This window comes from Chitinimonas taiwanensis DSM 18899, from assembly GCF_900119825.1.
GTDB classification, from domain to species: Bacteria; Pseudomonadota; Gammaproteobacteria; order Burkholderiales; family Chitinimonadaceae; genus Chitinimonas; species Chitinimonas taiwanensis.
Map to the genome: position 1 here is coordinate 360,505 of NZ_FPKR01000002.1, position 15,607 is coordinate 376,111.

A 15,607-nucleotide genomic window follows, 5' to 3' on the forward strand; every position below is an offset into this window, starting at 1 on the left:
AGACATGAAATTCACGATGCTACTGGCCTGCTTGGCACTATCGACCGCACCGCTGCTGGCTTCGGCAGCCAACACCTATCGTCCTAAAAAGCCACAAATTTATATTCTCGGACCAAAGGGCGGCTGCTATTACATCAACAAGAACGGCAACAAAACTTATGTTGACCGTGCGCTTTGCGCCAAGAAGTGAGGGGGCCAATGAATGAGTATGCTTGAAGAATTCTCGAATTCAGTAAAGGCTCAATTATACGACAGGGTATCGAGTCCGTTTCTTGGGGCTTATGCAATCTCTTGGCTGCTGTGGAACTACAAGATTGTTCTCATTGCTGTGTCAGACATGAAGGGCTATGAGAAGCTTAGTTATATTGAAAACAATCTGACCAGTTGGACAAGTTGCACTAACTTTAATGGCTTGTACTCACACTGGGCAAACTGTAACTTGTGGTCGAATTGGGTTTTCCCACTAACCACTGTCCTCTTCTATATCTTCTGGTGGCCCTATATCAACACCAAAATTATGGTCGCTTACAAGAAGCGCCAGAACTACCACAAGGCCATGCAGTTGAAGATGGATAAGCAGAAGCCCATTAGCTACCAAGAAGCCATTAAGATTCGCAAAGAATCCAAGGCGATACGTGAAGACTATGAAGAAGAGGTTGCCCAGATAGAGAAGCAGAGAGCAAAGACAGCGAATGAGCTGAGTAGCAGCTTTCAGGACGCAGTGAGACTAAAGGAAGATTTGAAAAATCGTGATGAATCCATAGAAAAAATAAAAAATGAAAATGCTGAACTTCAGGAAAAGCACAAAATAGCAGAGAGCAGGCGCATTCAAATTGAATTATTTGCAATTGCGATTGCAAATTTAGAGTTCGATGTCACGCTTGAATATTTCGATGTAACCACACTATATGAAATAAAGGCAAAAATTCTTTTCAGCGCAAAAGACGACAACGAAAGAATAGCACATACCCTCAATAAACTTCTAGCTGCTGGATTCATTACGGAAACCACCCCAGCCACTTACAGAATATCAAGTAATTCCAGTGCTTATATGAATAGACTGCACGAACTAAATATTATTAACGATAAAAGTTTGCCGATCATCCGCCACCTTCCATCTAAACAATCCGATACTCCTGACCCAGCAGAACTTCAGAATCCATAGTCAGTTCATCCAGCCAAGACTGCACCATCCATTCATGGTGCAGCCTCTCTGTCACCTCTTCTTCGACAACCACCAACTCTTGGACTGAGCACAGGCCATTGTCAGTGAGTCAATGGCATCATCGTGACCCAGTGCTCCTTTGTCTCAAGTGACGTTCGAGATTTGATAGAACAGGCTGTGGGGTGGGCATTGTCGTCCGCATACCCACGTTCAATCGCCCACCGAAACAGTGATGAAATGGCAACTAGGACAGCGCGTCAGGTGCCACTCCCATCATCATGGCGAACCGTCTTTTGGGCCTCTAGTCAATTAGCAATGAAGTCATTGACCTCATCAGCAGTGATACTCGATAGAATCACGTTCCCGGTGAACGTTAGGAACTTGGGAAGGTATTTACTGCGTGCCCTTCTGGTGTTTTTCGACAGCATCGAGTCACGGTCAAGCCACTCGATGCATTCATTCACTACTAGGGGGCCAATCTTGAACCCCGCACCTCCCTAAAGTCACCATCGGGCAGGAACGCGCAGTGAGGTCATCATCTCCTGCCTCAGCGGCTGCTTGGGTTGGTTCCTCGCTTGACTCTCGAATTCGTACTGCCTGCATGTAGGCGGGCATCTTCGAGTGAGCGCTTCGCATGGGCTGAGATATGGTCAAACTCCCCCAAGCTTAATACGGCGAGTTGTACGCGTCCCAGCCGCACCCATTCCCTTCCACACATAGAAGAACTTGGGCGAAGCTTTTGGGTAGGGTTGAGCGACCATTACCGGATAGCCAGCAACCGGAATTTCTTTAATCTTGTCTGGGCTTGGCAAATGCCGAAGTTCAGCAACGGTCAATGCGAGCATGGTTTCCAGAAATCTTCTCGATGGTCGCCATTTGTCCCAACTTGTACATAGCCCACCAATTGGGGATATAAGTCAGAAATTTTGGACAAGCAAAACCACATCAAAGCATTGTTTTAATTAATGTATTTTATTCTATGAAAATTTTTCGCGAAGAGATCTGAACCATGCGCATTGCCATTATCGGCGCCGGCTATGCCGGCATGGCCGCTGCCATGGAATTGGCCAGCCACGGTCGACAGGTCGAGGTCTTCGAAGCCGGCCCGCTGCCCGGTGGCCGTGCACGCCGGGTCGAGATCGACGGCCTGGCGCTCGACAATGGCCAGCATATGGCCATCGGCGCCTACCGCGAGCTGCTGCGCCTGATGGCGCTGGCCAGCGTGGAGGTCGATGCCGCCTTTGCCCGCCTGCCCATGGAGCTGGATGTGTACAGCGGCAGCCAGCGCCGCATGCGCCTGGCCTGCCCGCGCCTGCCCGCGCCCTGGCATACGCTGGTGGGCCTGTTGTGCGCCGAGGGCCTGGATGCGCGCGCACGCTGGGCGGCGATACGCACGATGGCCGTGGCGCGCCTGCAGGGTTGGCGCCTCAAGCAGGACCAGAGCGTGGCCGGCTGGCTGGCCGCGCAAGGCCAACCCGATATCCTTGTGCGCTGCCTGTGGGAGCCGCTGACCCTGGCCGCACTGAATACGCCAATTGCCAGCGCCAGCGCCCAGGTGCTGCTGAATGTGCTGCGCGATAGCCTGGCCGCCGAGCGCGCCGCCAGCGACTTCCTGCTGCCACGCAGCGATCTGTCCGCCCTATTCCCCGAGGCCGCCGCCCGCTATCTACAGGCGCGCGGTGGCCAGCTGCATTGCCAGGCGCTGGTCAAGCAGGTCACCCGTACCGACACGGGCTGGCAGCTCGACCGCGGCACGGGCGACTACGCGCAACTAATCCTGGCCCTGCCGCCGCACCGCCTGGGCATGCTGGCCGAATCGCTCCCGGCGCTGAGCCAGCCGCTGGCCATGCTGGCCAACTGGCAGTGGCAGCCCATCTACACCGTCTATCTGCAGTACCCAGCCGGCACCCGCCTGGCCAAGCCCATGCTAGGCATGGTGGACAGCTGCGCGCAGTGGTTGTTCGACCGCGGCCAGCTGTGTGGCCAGGATGGGCTGTTGGCCGCCGTGATCAGCGCCGAGGGTAGGCATGAGGCCTATACGCAGGCCGAGCTGGCCGCTGTGGTGGCCGAAGAAGTGGCGCGCTGCCAGCCGCAGCTGCCTGCACCACTCTGGCAGCGGGTTATCGCCGAGAAGCGCGCTACCTATGCCTGTACGCCCGATCTGGCACGGCCCGGCAATGCCACCCGCGAACCCAGCCTGTGGCTGGCCGGCGACTACACGGCCGGCCCCTACCCGGCCACGCTGGAAGGCGCCGTGCGCAGCGGCGTGGCCGCCGCCCAGGGCGTGCTGGCCCGCACGCAGCCCTAGTCCCATGTAAAAAGCCCCGCACAGGCGGGGCTTTTTACGCTCAGTCCATCAGGCACTGGCACCCAGACGGGCTGCTGCATGTGGGTCCAGCCTGTCCATGCGGTCTGCCGACTGCAATAGCGACTGCACCGCACGCTCGAACAAGGGCGCCGCCTCCAGAAAGTGAGCGCGGCCATTTTCTAGCAGGCGCAGGAATAGGCGCACGCTGAGCGCGGACGGCTTGTCATCGCCATCGATGCTGAGCACCAGGCTGGAGGCAGTTGGGCTGATCCAGTTCAGATGGGCACGGCTGGGTTTGCCATTCAGATTGATCTCGATCGCGACGCCGCTGCGCAAACGATCCAGCACATCGCCGGATGCGGCCGCCGCGTACTCGAGCGACGCGCCCTCCACCTCATCCTCGACAAACAGGGCCGGTTCCTCGATGGCCGGGCTGTCCTCAGTCGCCAGGACCCGCTCTATCAGGTTCAGCTCAGCCTCGATCTCATTGATCGCCTCGTCCAGCATGCGTCTATCCAATGCCGGGCGCTTGGGCATCGATATCGGCTCGCTATCCTGCCCGCCGACAAAAGACTGAAAGCGTGCACGCATATCGGCCAGACTGGGCACGGCGAAGCTCTGCGCACTCGTACGCAAGGCATGGGTGTGCGCATCAATCAGCCAGGCCAGCAATTCCTGCTGCTGCTCGGCCGACCAGCCGGTCAGGGCCAGACCCTGGCGCAAGCTGCCCAGCAGCAGCGGAATCTGTGCCAGCAGCTGGCTGCGTTCCTCCTTGCTGCTCTTGGGTGCAATGCTCCAGATCAGGTCGGGCACCATCTGGCGGTAGCGCGTGGCCGCTGCGCTGTCCTGCCTATCGGCACGCTCTATGGCCTGCGCCCAGCCATTGAGCAGGAAGTCGTGCAGATAGGGGTCGAGCGTCAGGCCAGCCAGCGCATCGCCCAGGCCCGCGCTGGTGCGGGCAAAACGCAGGGTATGGCTTTCGGCGCTTTCCAGCACCCGCACCGCGCGTTCAACCTGCTCGTCGGCCGCACGCAGCTCGCGTGCGATAAAGGCGTCGAACTCATCCAGCATGGTGGCAAACAGCTGCGGGCTTTCCTCGGCCAGCAGGCGCTCAATGATCTGCTGAATTTCCTTGATCACCCGCTCGCTATGCGCACCTGCCTGCTGCAGGCCCAGCGAGATCGAACCAATGCGGTTGACCAGCATGCGGGCCGGATGGTGACGCTGGGTCAGCAGGGTCGGGTCCTGCAGCGCCACCTTGAGCACCAGGAACTGCAAGCGCCCGAGCTGGGCACGTACTTCGGCCGGTACCTGGTTATCGCGCAGGATGAATTCGAACAGCATAGCCACGATGTCGATGGTCATCTCTTCGCTGACATCGCTGACCATGCCCCCGAGCCCTGGGCGCATTTCCAGAATCAGATTGCGCAAGCTGCCGTCGGCCGCCTGTAGCTCGCTAGCCGCCGGGCTGTTCTGCTGCAACCCCTGCACGGCGCTCGCCAAGGGGCTATTGGCAGGCGTCGGGCGCGCCGGGCTGGCTGGGGAGAAGAACTCGCGCAGGCTGCTGCCCACGGCCTGCATGCCCGATAGCCAACCACGCCGTCCCTGCACGCCACCGCCCGGCTTGGCTGTGGTCGGCGCGGCAAGCGCCGCCTCGGCCGACCAGCCATCGTCCAGCCCGCCGCCATCCGCCCAACCGCCGTCGGAGGATGGCATGGGCGCGAATCCGCCGCCACTGCTGCTCTGGCGCACCCAGCTCAGCAGCTGCTCGGCACGATCCGGCATGCCATTCGGCATCGCCGCGGCCGGCGCGCTGCCTCCCCTGGGCATGGCGGGACTGGCGCGTGCCGGCTCGGCCGGCCGGCCAAAACCCACTTGTTGCAGATAAGCCTCGTCATCGGCACGGATTTCCGCGCTCAGCCCTTCCTGTGGCACCTGGCTGTGCGTGTAATTGGGATTACGCACTGCCTGCAGGCGCAGCTGGGCGGCAATGCCATGGTCAGCCAGCAAGGCATTCAGCCGCGTGTAGATCGCCACCACATGCTCGGTCAGGTCGTCGCGGAACTGGCCAATCAGCGCATCGGCCAGCTCCTGGCTCAGTGCCAGCGCCTCCACGCTATTGATCACGCAGCGCGAGAACAGATAGGGCCGGAACGGGTTTTCGCGCTCCTTGATATCGTCCTGCTCGAACAGGATGGCCATGCGGATATTCAGGTCACGCAGCTGCTCATCGGCCGCATTGCGGTAGCGCAAGGTGATGTCGTCCACCTTGAGCTCGCCTTCGAAGGAAGAGGTATCGACCAGGCTGAGGCTGGCCAATCCGCCGCTGGTGGCCTGGAACTGCGGACGGAAAGTGCTGTAAGCGGTGCGGAAGCTGCGATTGAGCAGCTGCTCCATGGACTGATTGGCCACGCGCAGCACCTCTTCGCCACGCGTCTGCAACACCGCGCGTGCATCGAGCAGGCTGCGTTGCTCACGCGAGGAGCGCGCCTGGTCGGCGCGCGCAAACAGGCGGTCTATGCTCTGGGGCAGCAGTTCGGAAAAGGACTTGGCAAACGCACGCAGGAATTCGACACGGGTTGCGGTTAATAAATCATTGCGATCCATCGCCACACCTTGCAGGCAAATTAAAGGCCGGCACCCAGGTTGGGTGCCGGTCTGTTACATATCGAATAATAAGCGGTAGAGAAAAACTGCGCTGCCTAGAACGGCGGGAAAAAGCAGATTTGAAGTGATAAAACGCACTGCCAACCGAACAACTAATGACACCTGACGGGCAAGAGGCCCAATTCGATTCAAGCTATTACCCGCAGCAGGCTGCAGGCAGATCAACAAGGCAGGCGCATTCTAGTTGGGCTGCTACGGCGCTCGCATCCCCCAAATGGCGTATGGCAGTCGATTATGTAGACATATTATTCAGTATGAATGTGCTGTATCGATTGGCGCCCTGCGCGGCAAATATTCCAACAGCATTATCAAGGGTGTAAATGAATAATGCCCGCATGGCGCGGGCATTATTCGATCGGCTGGTGCAGCCATTAATCGGCAAATAATTCCTCAGCGGTCGCCACCGCCGTGCCCAGCTTGCCCACCACAATACCGGCCGCGCGGTTCGACCAGTGCATGGCCTGCGGCAGACTCAGACCCGCGGCCAGCATGGCGGCCAGGGTGGCGATCACCGTATCGCCCGCCCCCGACACATCGAACACTTCCTTAGCCAGCGTAGGCTCATGGCTGACGCCGCTCGCTTCGAACAAGCTCATGCCTTCTTCGGAGCGGGTGACCAGCAAGGCTGCCAAACCCAGCTCCACGCGCAGTTGCTGGGCCTTGCGCTCCAGTTCAGCTTCATCGGACCAGCGACCAGTCACTTCACGTAGCTCGGCACGGTTGGGCGTCAGCAGCGTCGCGCCTGCATAGCGGCGGTAATCATCGCCTTTCGGATCAACCAGTACCGGCTTTCCGGCCTGGCGCGCCGCCTCGATCATGGCCGTCACATGGGTAAGCCCGCCCTTGCCATAATCGGACAGGATCACCACGTCATGGGCAGCCAAGGCAGCGCGGTAATCGTCCAGCTTGGCGGCCAGCACTTCATGGCTGGGGCTGTATTCAAAATCCAGGCGGATCAACTGCTGCTGGCGCGCGACCACGCGCAGTTTGACCGTGGTGGTAATGCTCGCGTCGCGGTGCAGGCTGGTCACCACCTGATGCTGCTCGAGCAGCTTTTGCAGCGCCGTGCCCGCCTCATCGTCGCCCACCACCGACAGCAGCGTGGCCTGGCCGCCAATCGCGGCGATATTGCGCGCCACATTGGCCGCACCGCCGGCGCGCTCTTCCACACGGCTGATCTTGGCCACCGGCACCGGCGCCTCGGGCGAGATGCGCTCCACATCGCCAAACCAGTAGCGATCCAGCATCACATCACCCACGATCAGGACGCGGGATTGGGCCAACTGGCGGCGGATATCGTCGTATTTCATGCTTGCCTTGCCAGCCCGCGCAGCGGCACGGGCAGAAATGAGGTGGAAACTAACGGCCTATGCCGTGGTAAACGAAGCCCAGCTCACGCATGCGCTTCGGTTCGTACAGATTGCGCCCGTCCATTATCAGCGGCGCACGTAGCAGCGCACGCATCTGCTCGAAGTCGGGGCTGCGGAACTCCTTCCATTCGGTGGCGATCAGCAGCGCGTCGGCTTCATGCAGGGCGGCCATGGGACTATCGGCATAGCCGATTTGTTCACCCAATAGCGCGCGGGTCGCCGGCATGGCCACCGGGTCATAGGCCAGCACGCTGGCGCCCCTGGCCAATACGGCCTCGATGATAGCGAGACTTGGCGCTTCGCGCATGTCATCGGTATTCGGCTTGAAGGCCAAGCCCCACAGCGCCAAGCGCTTGCCCTGCCAGTCTCCCCCCCAGAGAGTGGCCAGCTTAGCGACCAAGCGCAGACGCTGCTGACGATTCACCTGCTCGACCGCACCCAGCAAGCGCAGCGGTACCTCATGCTGGGCGGCGGTATGGCGCAGCGCACGCACATCCTTGGGGAAGCAGGAGCCGCCGTAGCCTAGCCCCGCATACAGGAAGTCGTAACCGATGCGCGGGTCCGAGCCCATGCCGTGGCGCACCTGCTCGATATCGGCGCCGAGCACCTCGGCCAGATTGGCCAGCTCGTTCATGAACGAAATACGCGTGGCCAACATGGCATTCGCCGCATACTTGGTCAGCTCGGCCGAGCGCACATCCATCAGCAACAGCCGCTCGCGATTACGCTGAAACGGCTGATACAGCGAGCGCAGCAAGAGCGTGGCACGCTCATCCTCGCTACCGAGGATGATGCGATCCGGGCGCATGAAGTCCTCGACCGCCGCACCTTCCTTCAAGAATTCGGGATTCGACACCACCGCGTAAGGCACGACCACCGCGCGCTGGGCAAGCTCGGCTGCGATCAGCGCCTTGACCTGATCCGCGGTACCGACCGGCACGGTGGACTTGCCGATCACCACCTTGTAGTCGGTCATATGCTGACCAATCGCCCGTGCGGCCTGCCAGACCTGGCTGACATCGGCCTCACCCGAGGCGCTGGCCGGCGTGCCCACCGCGATAATCTGCAGGGTGCCGAAGGCGACGGCTGCCGCCACATCGGTGGAGAAGCGCAAGCGCCCGGCAGCCAGATTGCGCTGCACCAGCTCGGTCAGGCCTGGCTCATAGAGCGGGATTCGCCCAGCTTGCAGGGCCGCGACCTTGTCCGCATCCAGATCCAGGCAGAACACATCATTGCCCACTTCCGCCAGGCAGGCGCCACTGACCAGGCCAACATAGCCGGTACCGATAATGGTGAGCTTCATGCGCTACTCCTCGTGGATGAATATCCACGAGGCTAGAGCGGCAGGCTTGCAGGCAGATGACAGCGCTGGCGCGCAGGACCGACGGAAGAGCGGTGGTCAGGCCAGGCTGGCGTTGATCGCTTGCAGAGTGGCGAGTGGGTCGGCGCTCTGGGTGATCGGGCGGCCAATCACCAGATAGTCAGCACCGGCTGCCATGGCGGCTTCCGGCGTCATGATGCGGCTCTGATCGCCGGCATCGACACCGGCCGGGCGAATGCCGGGGGTGACCAGCTTGAAATCCGCCCCGCAGAGCTTTTTCAGCACGACGGCTTCCTGGGCCGAACAGACCACGCCATCCATGCCGCAATCCAGTGCCAGGCGCGCCAGCAGCGGCACCTGTACCGCCGGCTCGGGCAGACCAAGTTCGGCCAGCTGCGCGCCATCCATGCTGGTCAGCACGGTCACCGCAATCAGCAACGGCTTGCGCGGCTCATCCTGCAGCGCATCACGGGCGGCCTCCATCATCTTGCGTCCGCCCGAGGCGTGCACGTTGACCATCCACACCCCGAGCCGCGCCGCCGCCTTGACGGCCTGCGCCACGGTATTCGGAATGTCATGGAATTTCAGATCGAGGAAGACATCGAAGCCGCGCGCCACCAGTTGTTCCACCAGCTGCGGGCCGGCAACGGTGAACAGCTCCTTGCCAACCTTGAGCCGGCATTGGCTGGGGCTGACGCGCTCGGCAAAGGCCAGGGCAGCAGCAGCATCCTGGAAATCGAGGGCCACCAGAATTTTCGGGTCATGCGCCATGGCAGTACTTTCTTCGTGTGTGGGTTTGCCGAGGCGCGTACTCGCAGCCCTTGCGGCGATGGAGGTGAAGTGACTCAGGCCTTGGTCTGGCCGCGGGCCGGTAGGAAACTTTCCCAGTCATTGCAGGCCGGGCAGCGCCAGAAGTACTGACGCGCCTTGAAGCCGCAGGACGCGCAGTGATACATGCTCGCGCCACGGGTAGCCTCCTGTGTCAGGCGCTGGATGGTCTCCAGCTCGGCACGACGCTCGGCCGGCGCGCTCTTGGTCTGCGCATCCTGCAGCTTGAGCAGGCCCGCCATGGTCGGATTACGGCGCAGTTCCTCGCGCAGCCAGTCATAGGCCGCCGCATCCGACTCGGTCGCCGCAATGCGCTCGACCAGCACATCGAGCATATCGAGTTCGGGATAACTACTGAGAAAGCCCTTGAGCAGGGCCGTGCCCTCCTCAGCCTTGCCGAGCTTGTCATAGGCATCCAGCAGCTTGCGCGCGGCGAAAGGCAGGAAGCGATGATCCTGCGATTCGATCTTCAGCCAGGCCTCGATAGCGGCGGCGAACTGGCCCTCATTGGCGGCCAGCTCACCGAGCAGCAGATTGGCGCGCACACATTTGCGGTGCTCAGCCAGCGCCTGCTGCAGATACTGACGCGCTTCCTGCGGCTGCGAGCGGGTCATCGCCGCTGTGGCCAGCTCGCAGTAGAACTCGGCAATCTCATGCTGATAGGTATGGCTGGTATCGCGTAGTTGCTGCGCGGTTTCAATCGCCTTCTTCCACTCCTTCTCCTGCTGATAGATATCGAGCAGATGGCGGCGTGCGGCACGGGCAAAGTCGGTGTCATCGAGCTGGCCAAACAGCTCCTCGGCGCGGTCGAACAGACCGGCCTTCATGAAGTCCAACGCCAACTCGTACTGGGCTGAGTGCTTCTCATGCTGCTTGAGCTCTGGGCGGGCCAGCAGCTTCTGATGCATACGGATCGCGCGTTCGATCTCACCCTTCTTGCGGAAGAGATGCCCGAGTGCGAACTGCAGCTCTATCGTCTCACTATGGTTGCGGGCCAGATCGACAAAGACCTCGACCGCCTTATCGGTGCGCTCGCCGAGCAGGTGGTTCAGCCCCTCAAAATACTGGCGCGGCAGCAGCTTGGAGTTGGCCAGCAGATGGCGGATATCGACACGCGCCGCCAACCAACCCAGCCCAAAGCAGAGCGGAAACAGGATCAGCCACCAGGCTTCAAATTCCACGTTGTGTTCCTATTTGATCAAAGTACGGCGTCGAGCGGCGCGGCCGGCTCGACTTCATTCGGGGCAGCCGGCTTGGCCTGCAGCTGCTTGAGGCGCAACTCTGCCGCGGCCAGTTCCCGCTGCAGCCGGCGCTGCGTCAAGAGCATGACCAGCACACCGGCAGCCACACCCAAGGCAAAACACAGCAGGATCAATACGATCAGCGGCAATTTCAGCTCGCTGCCCAGCAGGCCCTGTACGGCAACCAGGGCGGTGTTATTCAAGGCAAAGGCAAACAGCAACAGAAAGAGAAACAGCCTGAGTAGCCAGGAAAGATAGCGCACTGCGCAACTCCAGAAGCGGGCAAGGCCGCCATTTTAACCGAGGCCAGCGCAGGGCTGGCGGCAAACTGCACGGCTGCCGCCAGGCACGCGCCCAGCAAAAGAAAAACGCGGCATCTTGCGATGCCGCGTTCTCTTGATACCAGGGCCACGGGGCCGGCAGGATTACTCCTGACCGTCCACGCGCTCCCTCAGCTCTTTGCCTGCCTTGAAGTGCGGCACATATTTCTCCGGCACCGCGACTTTCGTCCCGGACTTCGGATTGCGCCCCACCCGTGGCGGGCGGTAGTTCAGGTCGAAGCTGCCGAAACCCCGAATCTCGATACGCTGGCCACTGGCAAGACTGACTGCCATTGCATCCAGGATCGTCTTCACGGCCAACTCGGCGTCCTTCGCCACGAGCTGCGGGTACCGCTCCGCGAGCTTGGCGATCAACTCGGACTTGGTCATGGGGCTACCGGAAGGCATCACGACTTACTCTTGGTTGCCCGAGAGCTTCGCCTTCAGCAGTGCGCCCAGGCTGGTCGTACCGGCGTTGCCAGTGGCTTCGCTGGCCAGCTTGTTCATGGCGCTGGATTCTTCCACCGAATCCTTGGCCTTGATCGACAGGTTGATCGAGCGGTTCTTGCGATCAACGTTGATGATCATGGCTTCGACTTCGTCGCCTTCCTTCAGCACCGAAGCGATGTTTTCCACGCGGTCGCGGGACACTTCGGTAGCGCGCAGGTAGCCTTCGACTTCTTCGCTCAGGGCAACAACGGCACCCTTGGCATCCAGCGACTTGACGACGCCCTTGACCACGGCACCCTTGTCGAAGGTCGACACGAAGTTGTTGAAAGGATCACCTTCCATTTGCTTGATGCCCATGGAGATGCGCTCGCGCTCGACGTCGATCGACAACACCAGGGCTTCCACTTCGTCGCCCTTCTTGTAGTTGCGAACGGCTTCTTCGCCAGTCAGGTTCCAGGACAGGTCGGACAGGTGGACCAGGCCATCGATGCCGCCAGGCAGACCGATGAACACGCCGAAGTCGGTGATCGACTTGATGGCGCCCTTGATCTTGTCACCCTTCTTGTAGGTGGCTTGGAAATCGTCCCACGGATTGGACATGCACTGCTTCATGCCCAGCGAGATACGACGACGATCTTCGTCGATTTCCAGGATCATCACTTCGACTTCATCGCCCAGCTGGACGACCTTGGTCGGGTGGATGTTCTTGTTGGTCCAGTCCATTTCGGACACGTGGACCAGACCTTCGATGCCTTGTTCGATTTCAACGAAGGCGCCGTAGTCGGTGATGTTAGTGACCTTGCCGAACAGGCGGGTGTTCTGCGGGTAACGACGACCCAGGCCCACCCACGGATCTTCGCCGAGCTGCTTGAGGCCCAGGGAAACGCGGTTCTTCTCTTGGTCGAACTTCAGCACCTTGGCGGTCACTTCGTCGCCAACGGTCAGCACTTCCGACGGGTGCTTCACGCGACGCCATGCCAGGTCGGTGATGTGCAGCAGACCATCGATACCGCCCAGGTCCACGAAGGCGCCGTAGTCGGTGATGTTCTTGACGATACCCTTGACGGTAGCGCCTTCGGACAGGGTGGACAGCAGCTTCTCGCGCTCTTCGCCCATGGTTTCTTCCAGCACGGCGCGACGCGAAACAACCACGTTGTTACGCTTGCGATCGAGCTTGATCACCTTGAACTCGATGTCCTTGCCTTCGAACGGGGTGGTGTCCTTGATCGGGCGGATGTCGACCAGCGAACCCGGCAGGAAGGCGCGGATGCCGTTGATCATGACGGTCAGACCGCCCTTGACCTTGCCGGAGATCAGACCGGTCTTGATGATGCCCTGTTCCAGAGCTTCTTCCAGGTCGATCCAGGCAGCGAGGCGCTTAGCCTTGTCGCGCGACAGCTTGGTCTCGCCAAAGCCGTTTTCCACGTTTTCGATGGCCACTTGCACGAAGTCGCCAACCTTAACGTCGATCACGCCTTGGTCGTTCTTGAATTCATTGATGTCGATCAGCGACTCGGACTTCAGGCCGGCGTTGACGATCACCACCTTGTCTTCGACAGCAACCACTTCTGCAGTGATCACTTCACCAGCGCGCATTTCCTGACGCGCCAGGCTTTCCTCGAAGAGGGCGGCAAAACTTTCCATGGAAGAAACTTCGGTAGTCATTTGATTATCCAGATAGCCCACGTGTACTGCCTGTGGGGTCAAGTTAAAAAAGCCAAACCCGCCTTGCGCAAGGACTGGCACCGCCGTGCCGCCAATCTGGCATCAGCAACACGGTTTGCCCGATCAGGCGGCGGACACAGCCCGCCAATGATCAAGCACGAATTGCACTGACTGCTCGATGCTTAAACGGGTCGTATCAAGCAGCAAGGCATCAGGCAGTTGCTGGAGTGGAGCGACGCTACGGGCGCGGTCGCGCGCATCGCGTTGCTCGATATCCTGCAAAATCTGCGAGAGTGTAATCTTTTCCCCTTTTGCAATCAACTGCTTATAGCGGCGATTCGCACGCTCCTCGGCACTGGCGGTCAGGAAAATCTTCAGCGGAGCATGGGGAAACACCACCGAACCCATGTCGCGTCCGTCGGCCACCAGACCCGGCGCATGGGCGAAATCACGCTGGCGTTGCAGCAAGGCCGTGCGAACAGTGGGCAGGACGGCGACGCGCGAAGCGCCCTCGCCTATCGCTTCGGCACGGATGGTTTCGGTCGCATCCTCACCGTCGAGCAGAATCATGCCCTCGAGAAAAGCCACATCCAGCTTAGCGGCCAAAGCCGCCAGCGCGGGCTCGTCGTCCAGCGCCAAGCCACGCTGCAGGGCGGCCAGGGCGGTCAATCGGTAGAGCGCGCCGGAATCAAGATAGTGCCAGGCCAGGCTGGCTGCCACGCGCGCGGCAACCGTACCCTTGCCCGAGGCGGAGGGGCCATCAATGGCGATGACGGGAATAGCAGACATACAGACTCATCAATGAAAAAAGGTGTGAATGCGGCGCTGACTCAAGCACAGCCAGCGCCGTAAGGGACGTTTACTGCCGCCGCCAGCTACTGCCTTGTGCGCTGTCTTCCAGCACGATGCCGTTTTTCAGCAACTCATCGCGAATCCGGTCCGACTCGGCAAAGTTCTTTGCCTTGCGTGCTTCGGCGCGCGCCAGGATCAGCGCTTCGACCTGCTCAGCCGAGATTTCCCCCTCTGCCGTCGGGCCGCCTTGCAGATAGGCTTCCGGATCACGCTGCAGCAGGCCGAGGATGCCGGCCAGGCCCTTCAGTTGCGCGGCCAATTCGGCCGAGCCGCTGCGATTGACCTCGGCCGCCAGCTCGAACAGCACGGCCACCGCGTCTGAGGTCGCAAAATCGTCATCCATGGCGGCCTTGAAGCGCTGGGCGTAATCGCTATGCCAGTCGATCGGCGCGCGCGCGGTCGGTGGGCATAGCTTGAGCGCGGTATACAGGCGATCGAGCCCAGCCTTGGCATCGCGCATCAGCTCGTCCGAGTAATTGACCGGACTGCGGTAATGGGCGCGCACCAGGAAGAAGCGCACCACCTCGCCATCGAAGTGCTTGAGCACATCGCGGATGGTGAAGAAATTGCCCAGCGACTTGGACATCTTCTCACCCTGCAAGCGCACAAAGCCGTTATGCAGCCAGTAGTTCACATAGGTGTGATCGTGGCAGCCCTCGCTCTGGGCGATCTCGTTCTCATGGTGCGGAAACTGCAGGTCCTCACCGCCGCCGTGAATATCGAAATGCGTGCCCAGATGATGCTCGGACATGGCCGAGCACTCGATATGCCACCCCGGACGGCCCTTACCCCAGGGAGAATCCCATTGCGGCTCGCCAGGCTTGGCCGCCTTCCATAGCACGAAATCGAGCGGATCACGCTTATGCGGATCGACATCCACACGCTCGCCGGCGCGCAGATCGTCAATCGATTTGCCCGACAACTTGCCGTAGCCAGGGAACTCGCGCACTGCGTAATAGACATCGCCATTGGCAGCCGGATAGGCGCGCCCCTTGGCAATCAGACCTTCCACGATATGGATCATGCCGTGCACGTGCTGGGTAGCGCGTGGTTCATGGGTAGGCGGCAGAAGCAGCAGCTTGGCCAGATCCTCGTGCATCTCGGCAATCGTTCGCTCGGTCAACGCCTCTGGCGTGATGCCGGCTTCCAGCGAGCGCTTGATGATCTTGTCGTCGATATCGGTGATATTGCGCACATAGTTGACCTCGTAACCGGAGGCGTGCAGCCAGCGCACAATGACATCGAAGGCGGTCAGCATGCGCGCGTGACCGATATGGCACAGGTCATACACCGTCATGCCGCACACATACATGCGCACCCGGCCGGGTTCGATGGGTGTGAAGACCTGCTTTTCGCGGGCCAGGGTGTTGTAGACGGTTAGCATGCTGTCCTCTTGGGGAGTTCGTGGCCGACTAGGCCA

Annotated in this window: 13 protein-coding genes; 3 read left to right on the plus strand and 10 right to left on the minus strand. The window is 60.5% G+C overall.

From position 1 onward, the window contains the following. The first annotated feature begins 4 nt into the window (after window positions 1-4). The 3 genes from BT173_RS19200 (at window position 5) to hpnE (ending at window position 3,473) form a co-directional block, all read left to right on the plus strand. Window positions 5-190 (plus strand): hypothetical protein, encoded by a 186-nt coding sequence (locus BT173_RS19200; protein WP_139256030.1) that lies wholly within the window; start codon window positions 5-7, stop codon window positions 188-190. A gap of 12 nt (window positions 191-202) precedes the next feature. Beyond that, window positions 203-1,165: a hypothetical protein gene (locus tag BT173_RS03555; protein WP_139256031.1), complete on the plus strand. Its 963-nt coding sequence runs from the start codon at window positions 203-205 to the stop codon at window positions 1,163-1,165. A 1,009-nt stretch (window positions 1,166-2,174) separates the two neighbouring features. Next, a complete protein-coding gene (gene hpnE, locus BT173_RS03560) occupies window positions 2,175-3,473 on the plus strand; it encodes a hydroxysqualene dehydroxylase HpnE (protein WP_072427239.1) in 1,299 nt (432 codons plus the stop codon). A 48-nt stretch (window positions 3,474-3,521) separates the two neighbouring features. On the opposite strand, the gene BT173_RS03565 is transcribed toward hpnE, so the two are convergent. From BT173_RS03565 to cysS, 10 genes are all read right to left on the minus strand, one after another. Further along, window positions 3,522-6,080: a DUF1631 family protein gene (locus BT173_RS03565; protein WP_072427240.1), complete on the minus strand. Its 2,559-nt coding sequence runs from the start codon at window positions 6,078-6,080 to the stop codon at window positions 3,522-3,524. Window positions 6,081-6,511: 431 nt separating this feature from the next. Then, window positions 6,512-7,450: a D-glycero-beta-D-manno-heptose-7-phosphate kinase gene (rfaE1, locus tag BT173_RS03570; protein WP_072427241.1), complete on the minus strand. Its 939-nt coding sequence runs from the start codon at window positions 7,448-7,450 to the stop codon at window positions 6,512-6,514. Between the two features lie 49 nt (window positions 7,451-7,499). After that, window positions 7,500-8,813 carry a UDP-glucose dehydrogenase family protein gene (locus BT173_RS03575; RefSeq protein WP_072427242.1) on the minus strand — a complete coding sequence of 438 codons (1,314 nt, stop codon included), beginning with the start codon at window positions 8,811-8,813 and terminating at the stop codon, window positions 7,500-7,502. A gap of 96 nt (window positions 8,814-8,909) precedes the next feature. Further along, complete coding sequence (pyrF, locus tag BT173_RS03580; protein WP_072427243.1) at window positions 8,910-9,602, minus strand: orotidine-5'-phosphate decarboxylase; 693 nt, start codon at window positions 9,600-9,602, stop codon at window positions 8,910-8,912. Between the two features lie 74 nt (window positions 9,603-9,676). Continuing rightward, on the minus strand, window positions 9,677-10,840 hold the full coding sequence (gene lapB / locus BT173_RS03585) for a lipopolysaccharide assembly protein LapB (protein ID WP_072427244.1): 1,164 nt from the start codon (window positions 10,838-10,840) through the stop codon (window positions 9,677-9,679). Between the two features lie 17 nt (window positions 10,841-10,857). Next, complete coding sequence (locus tag BT173_RS03590) at window positions 10,858-11,163, minus strand: LapA family protein (RefSeq protein WP_072427245.1); 306 nt, start codon at window positions 11,161-11,163, stop codon at window positions 10,858-10,860. Window positions 11,164-11,325: 162 nt separating this feature from the next. Beyond that, window positions 11,326-11,610, minus strand: a complete 285-nt coding sequence (locus BT173_RS03595) for an integration host factor subunit beta (protein WP_072427246.1) — start codon at window positions 11,608-11,610, stop codon at window positions 11,326-11,328. Between the two features lie 24 nt (window positions 11,611-11,634). Further along, on the minus strand, window positions 11,635-13,335 hold the full coding sequence (rpsA, locus tag BT173_RS03600; RefSeq protein WP_072427247.1) for a 30S ribosomal protein S1: 1,701 nt from the start codon (window positions 13,333-13,335) through the stop codon (window positions 11,635-11,637). 123 nt (window positions 13,336-13,458) lie between these two features. Next, a complete protein-coding gene (gene cmk, locus BT173_RS03605; RefSeq protein ID WP_072427248.1) occupies window positions 13,459-14,124 on the minus strand; it encodes a (d)CMP kinase in 666 nt (221 codons plus the stop codon). A 70-nt stretch (window positions 14,125-14,194) separates the two neighbouring features. Then, entirely contained in the window at window positions 14,195-15,571 is a 1,377-nt protein-coding gene (cysS, locus tag BT173_RS03610) for a cysteine--tRNA ligase (RefSeq protein ID WP_072427249.1), read from the minus strand. Window positions 15,572-15,607: the final 36 nt, after the last annotated feature.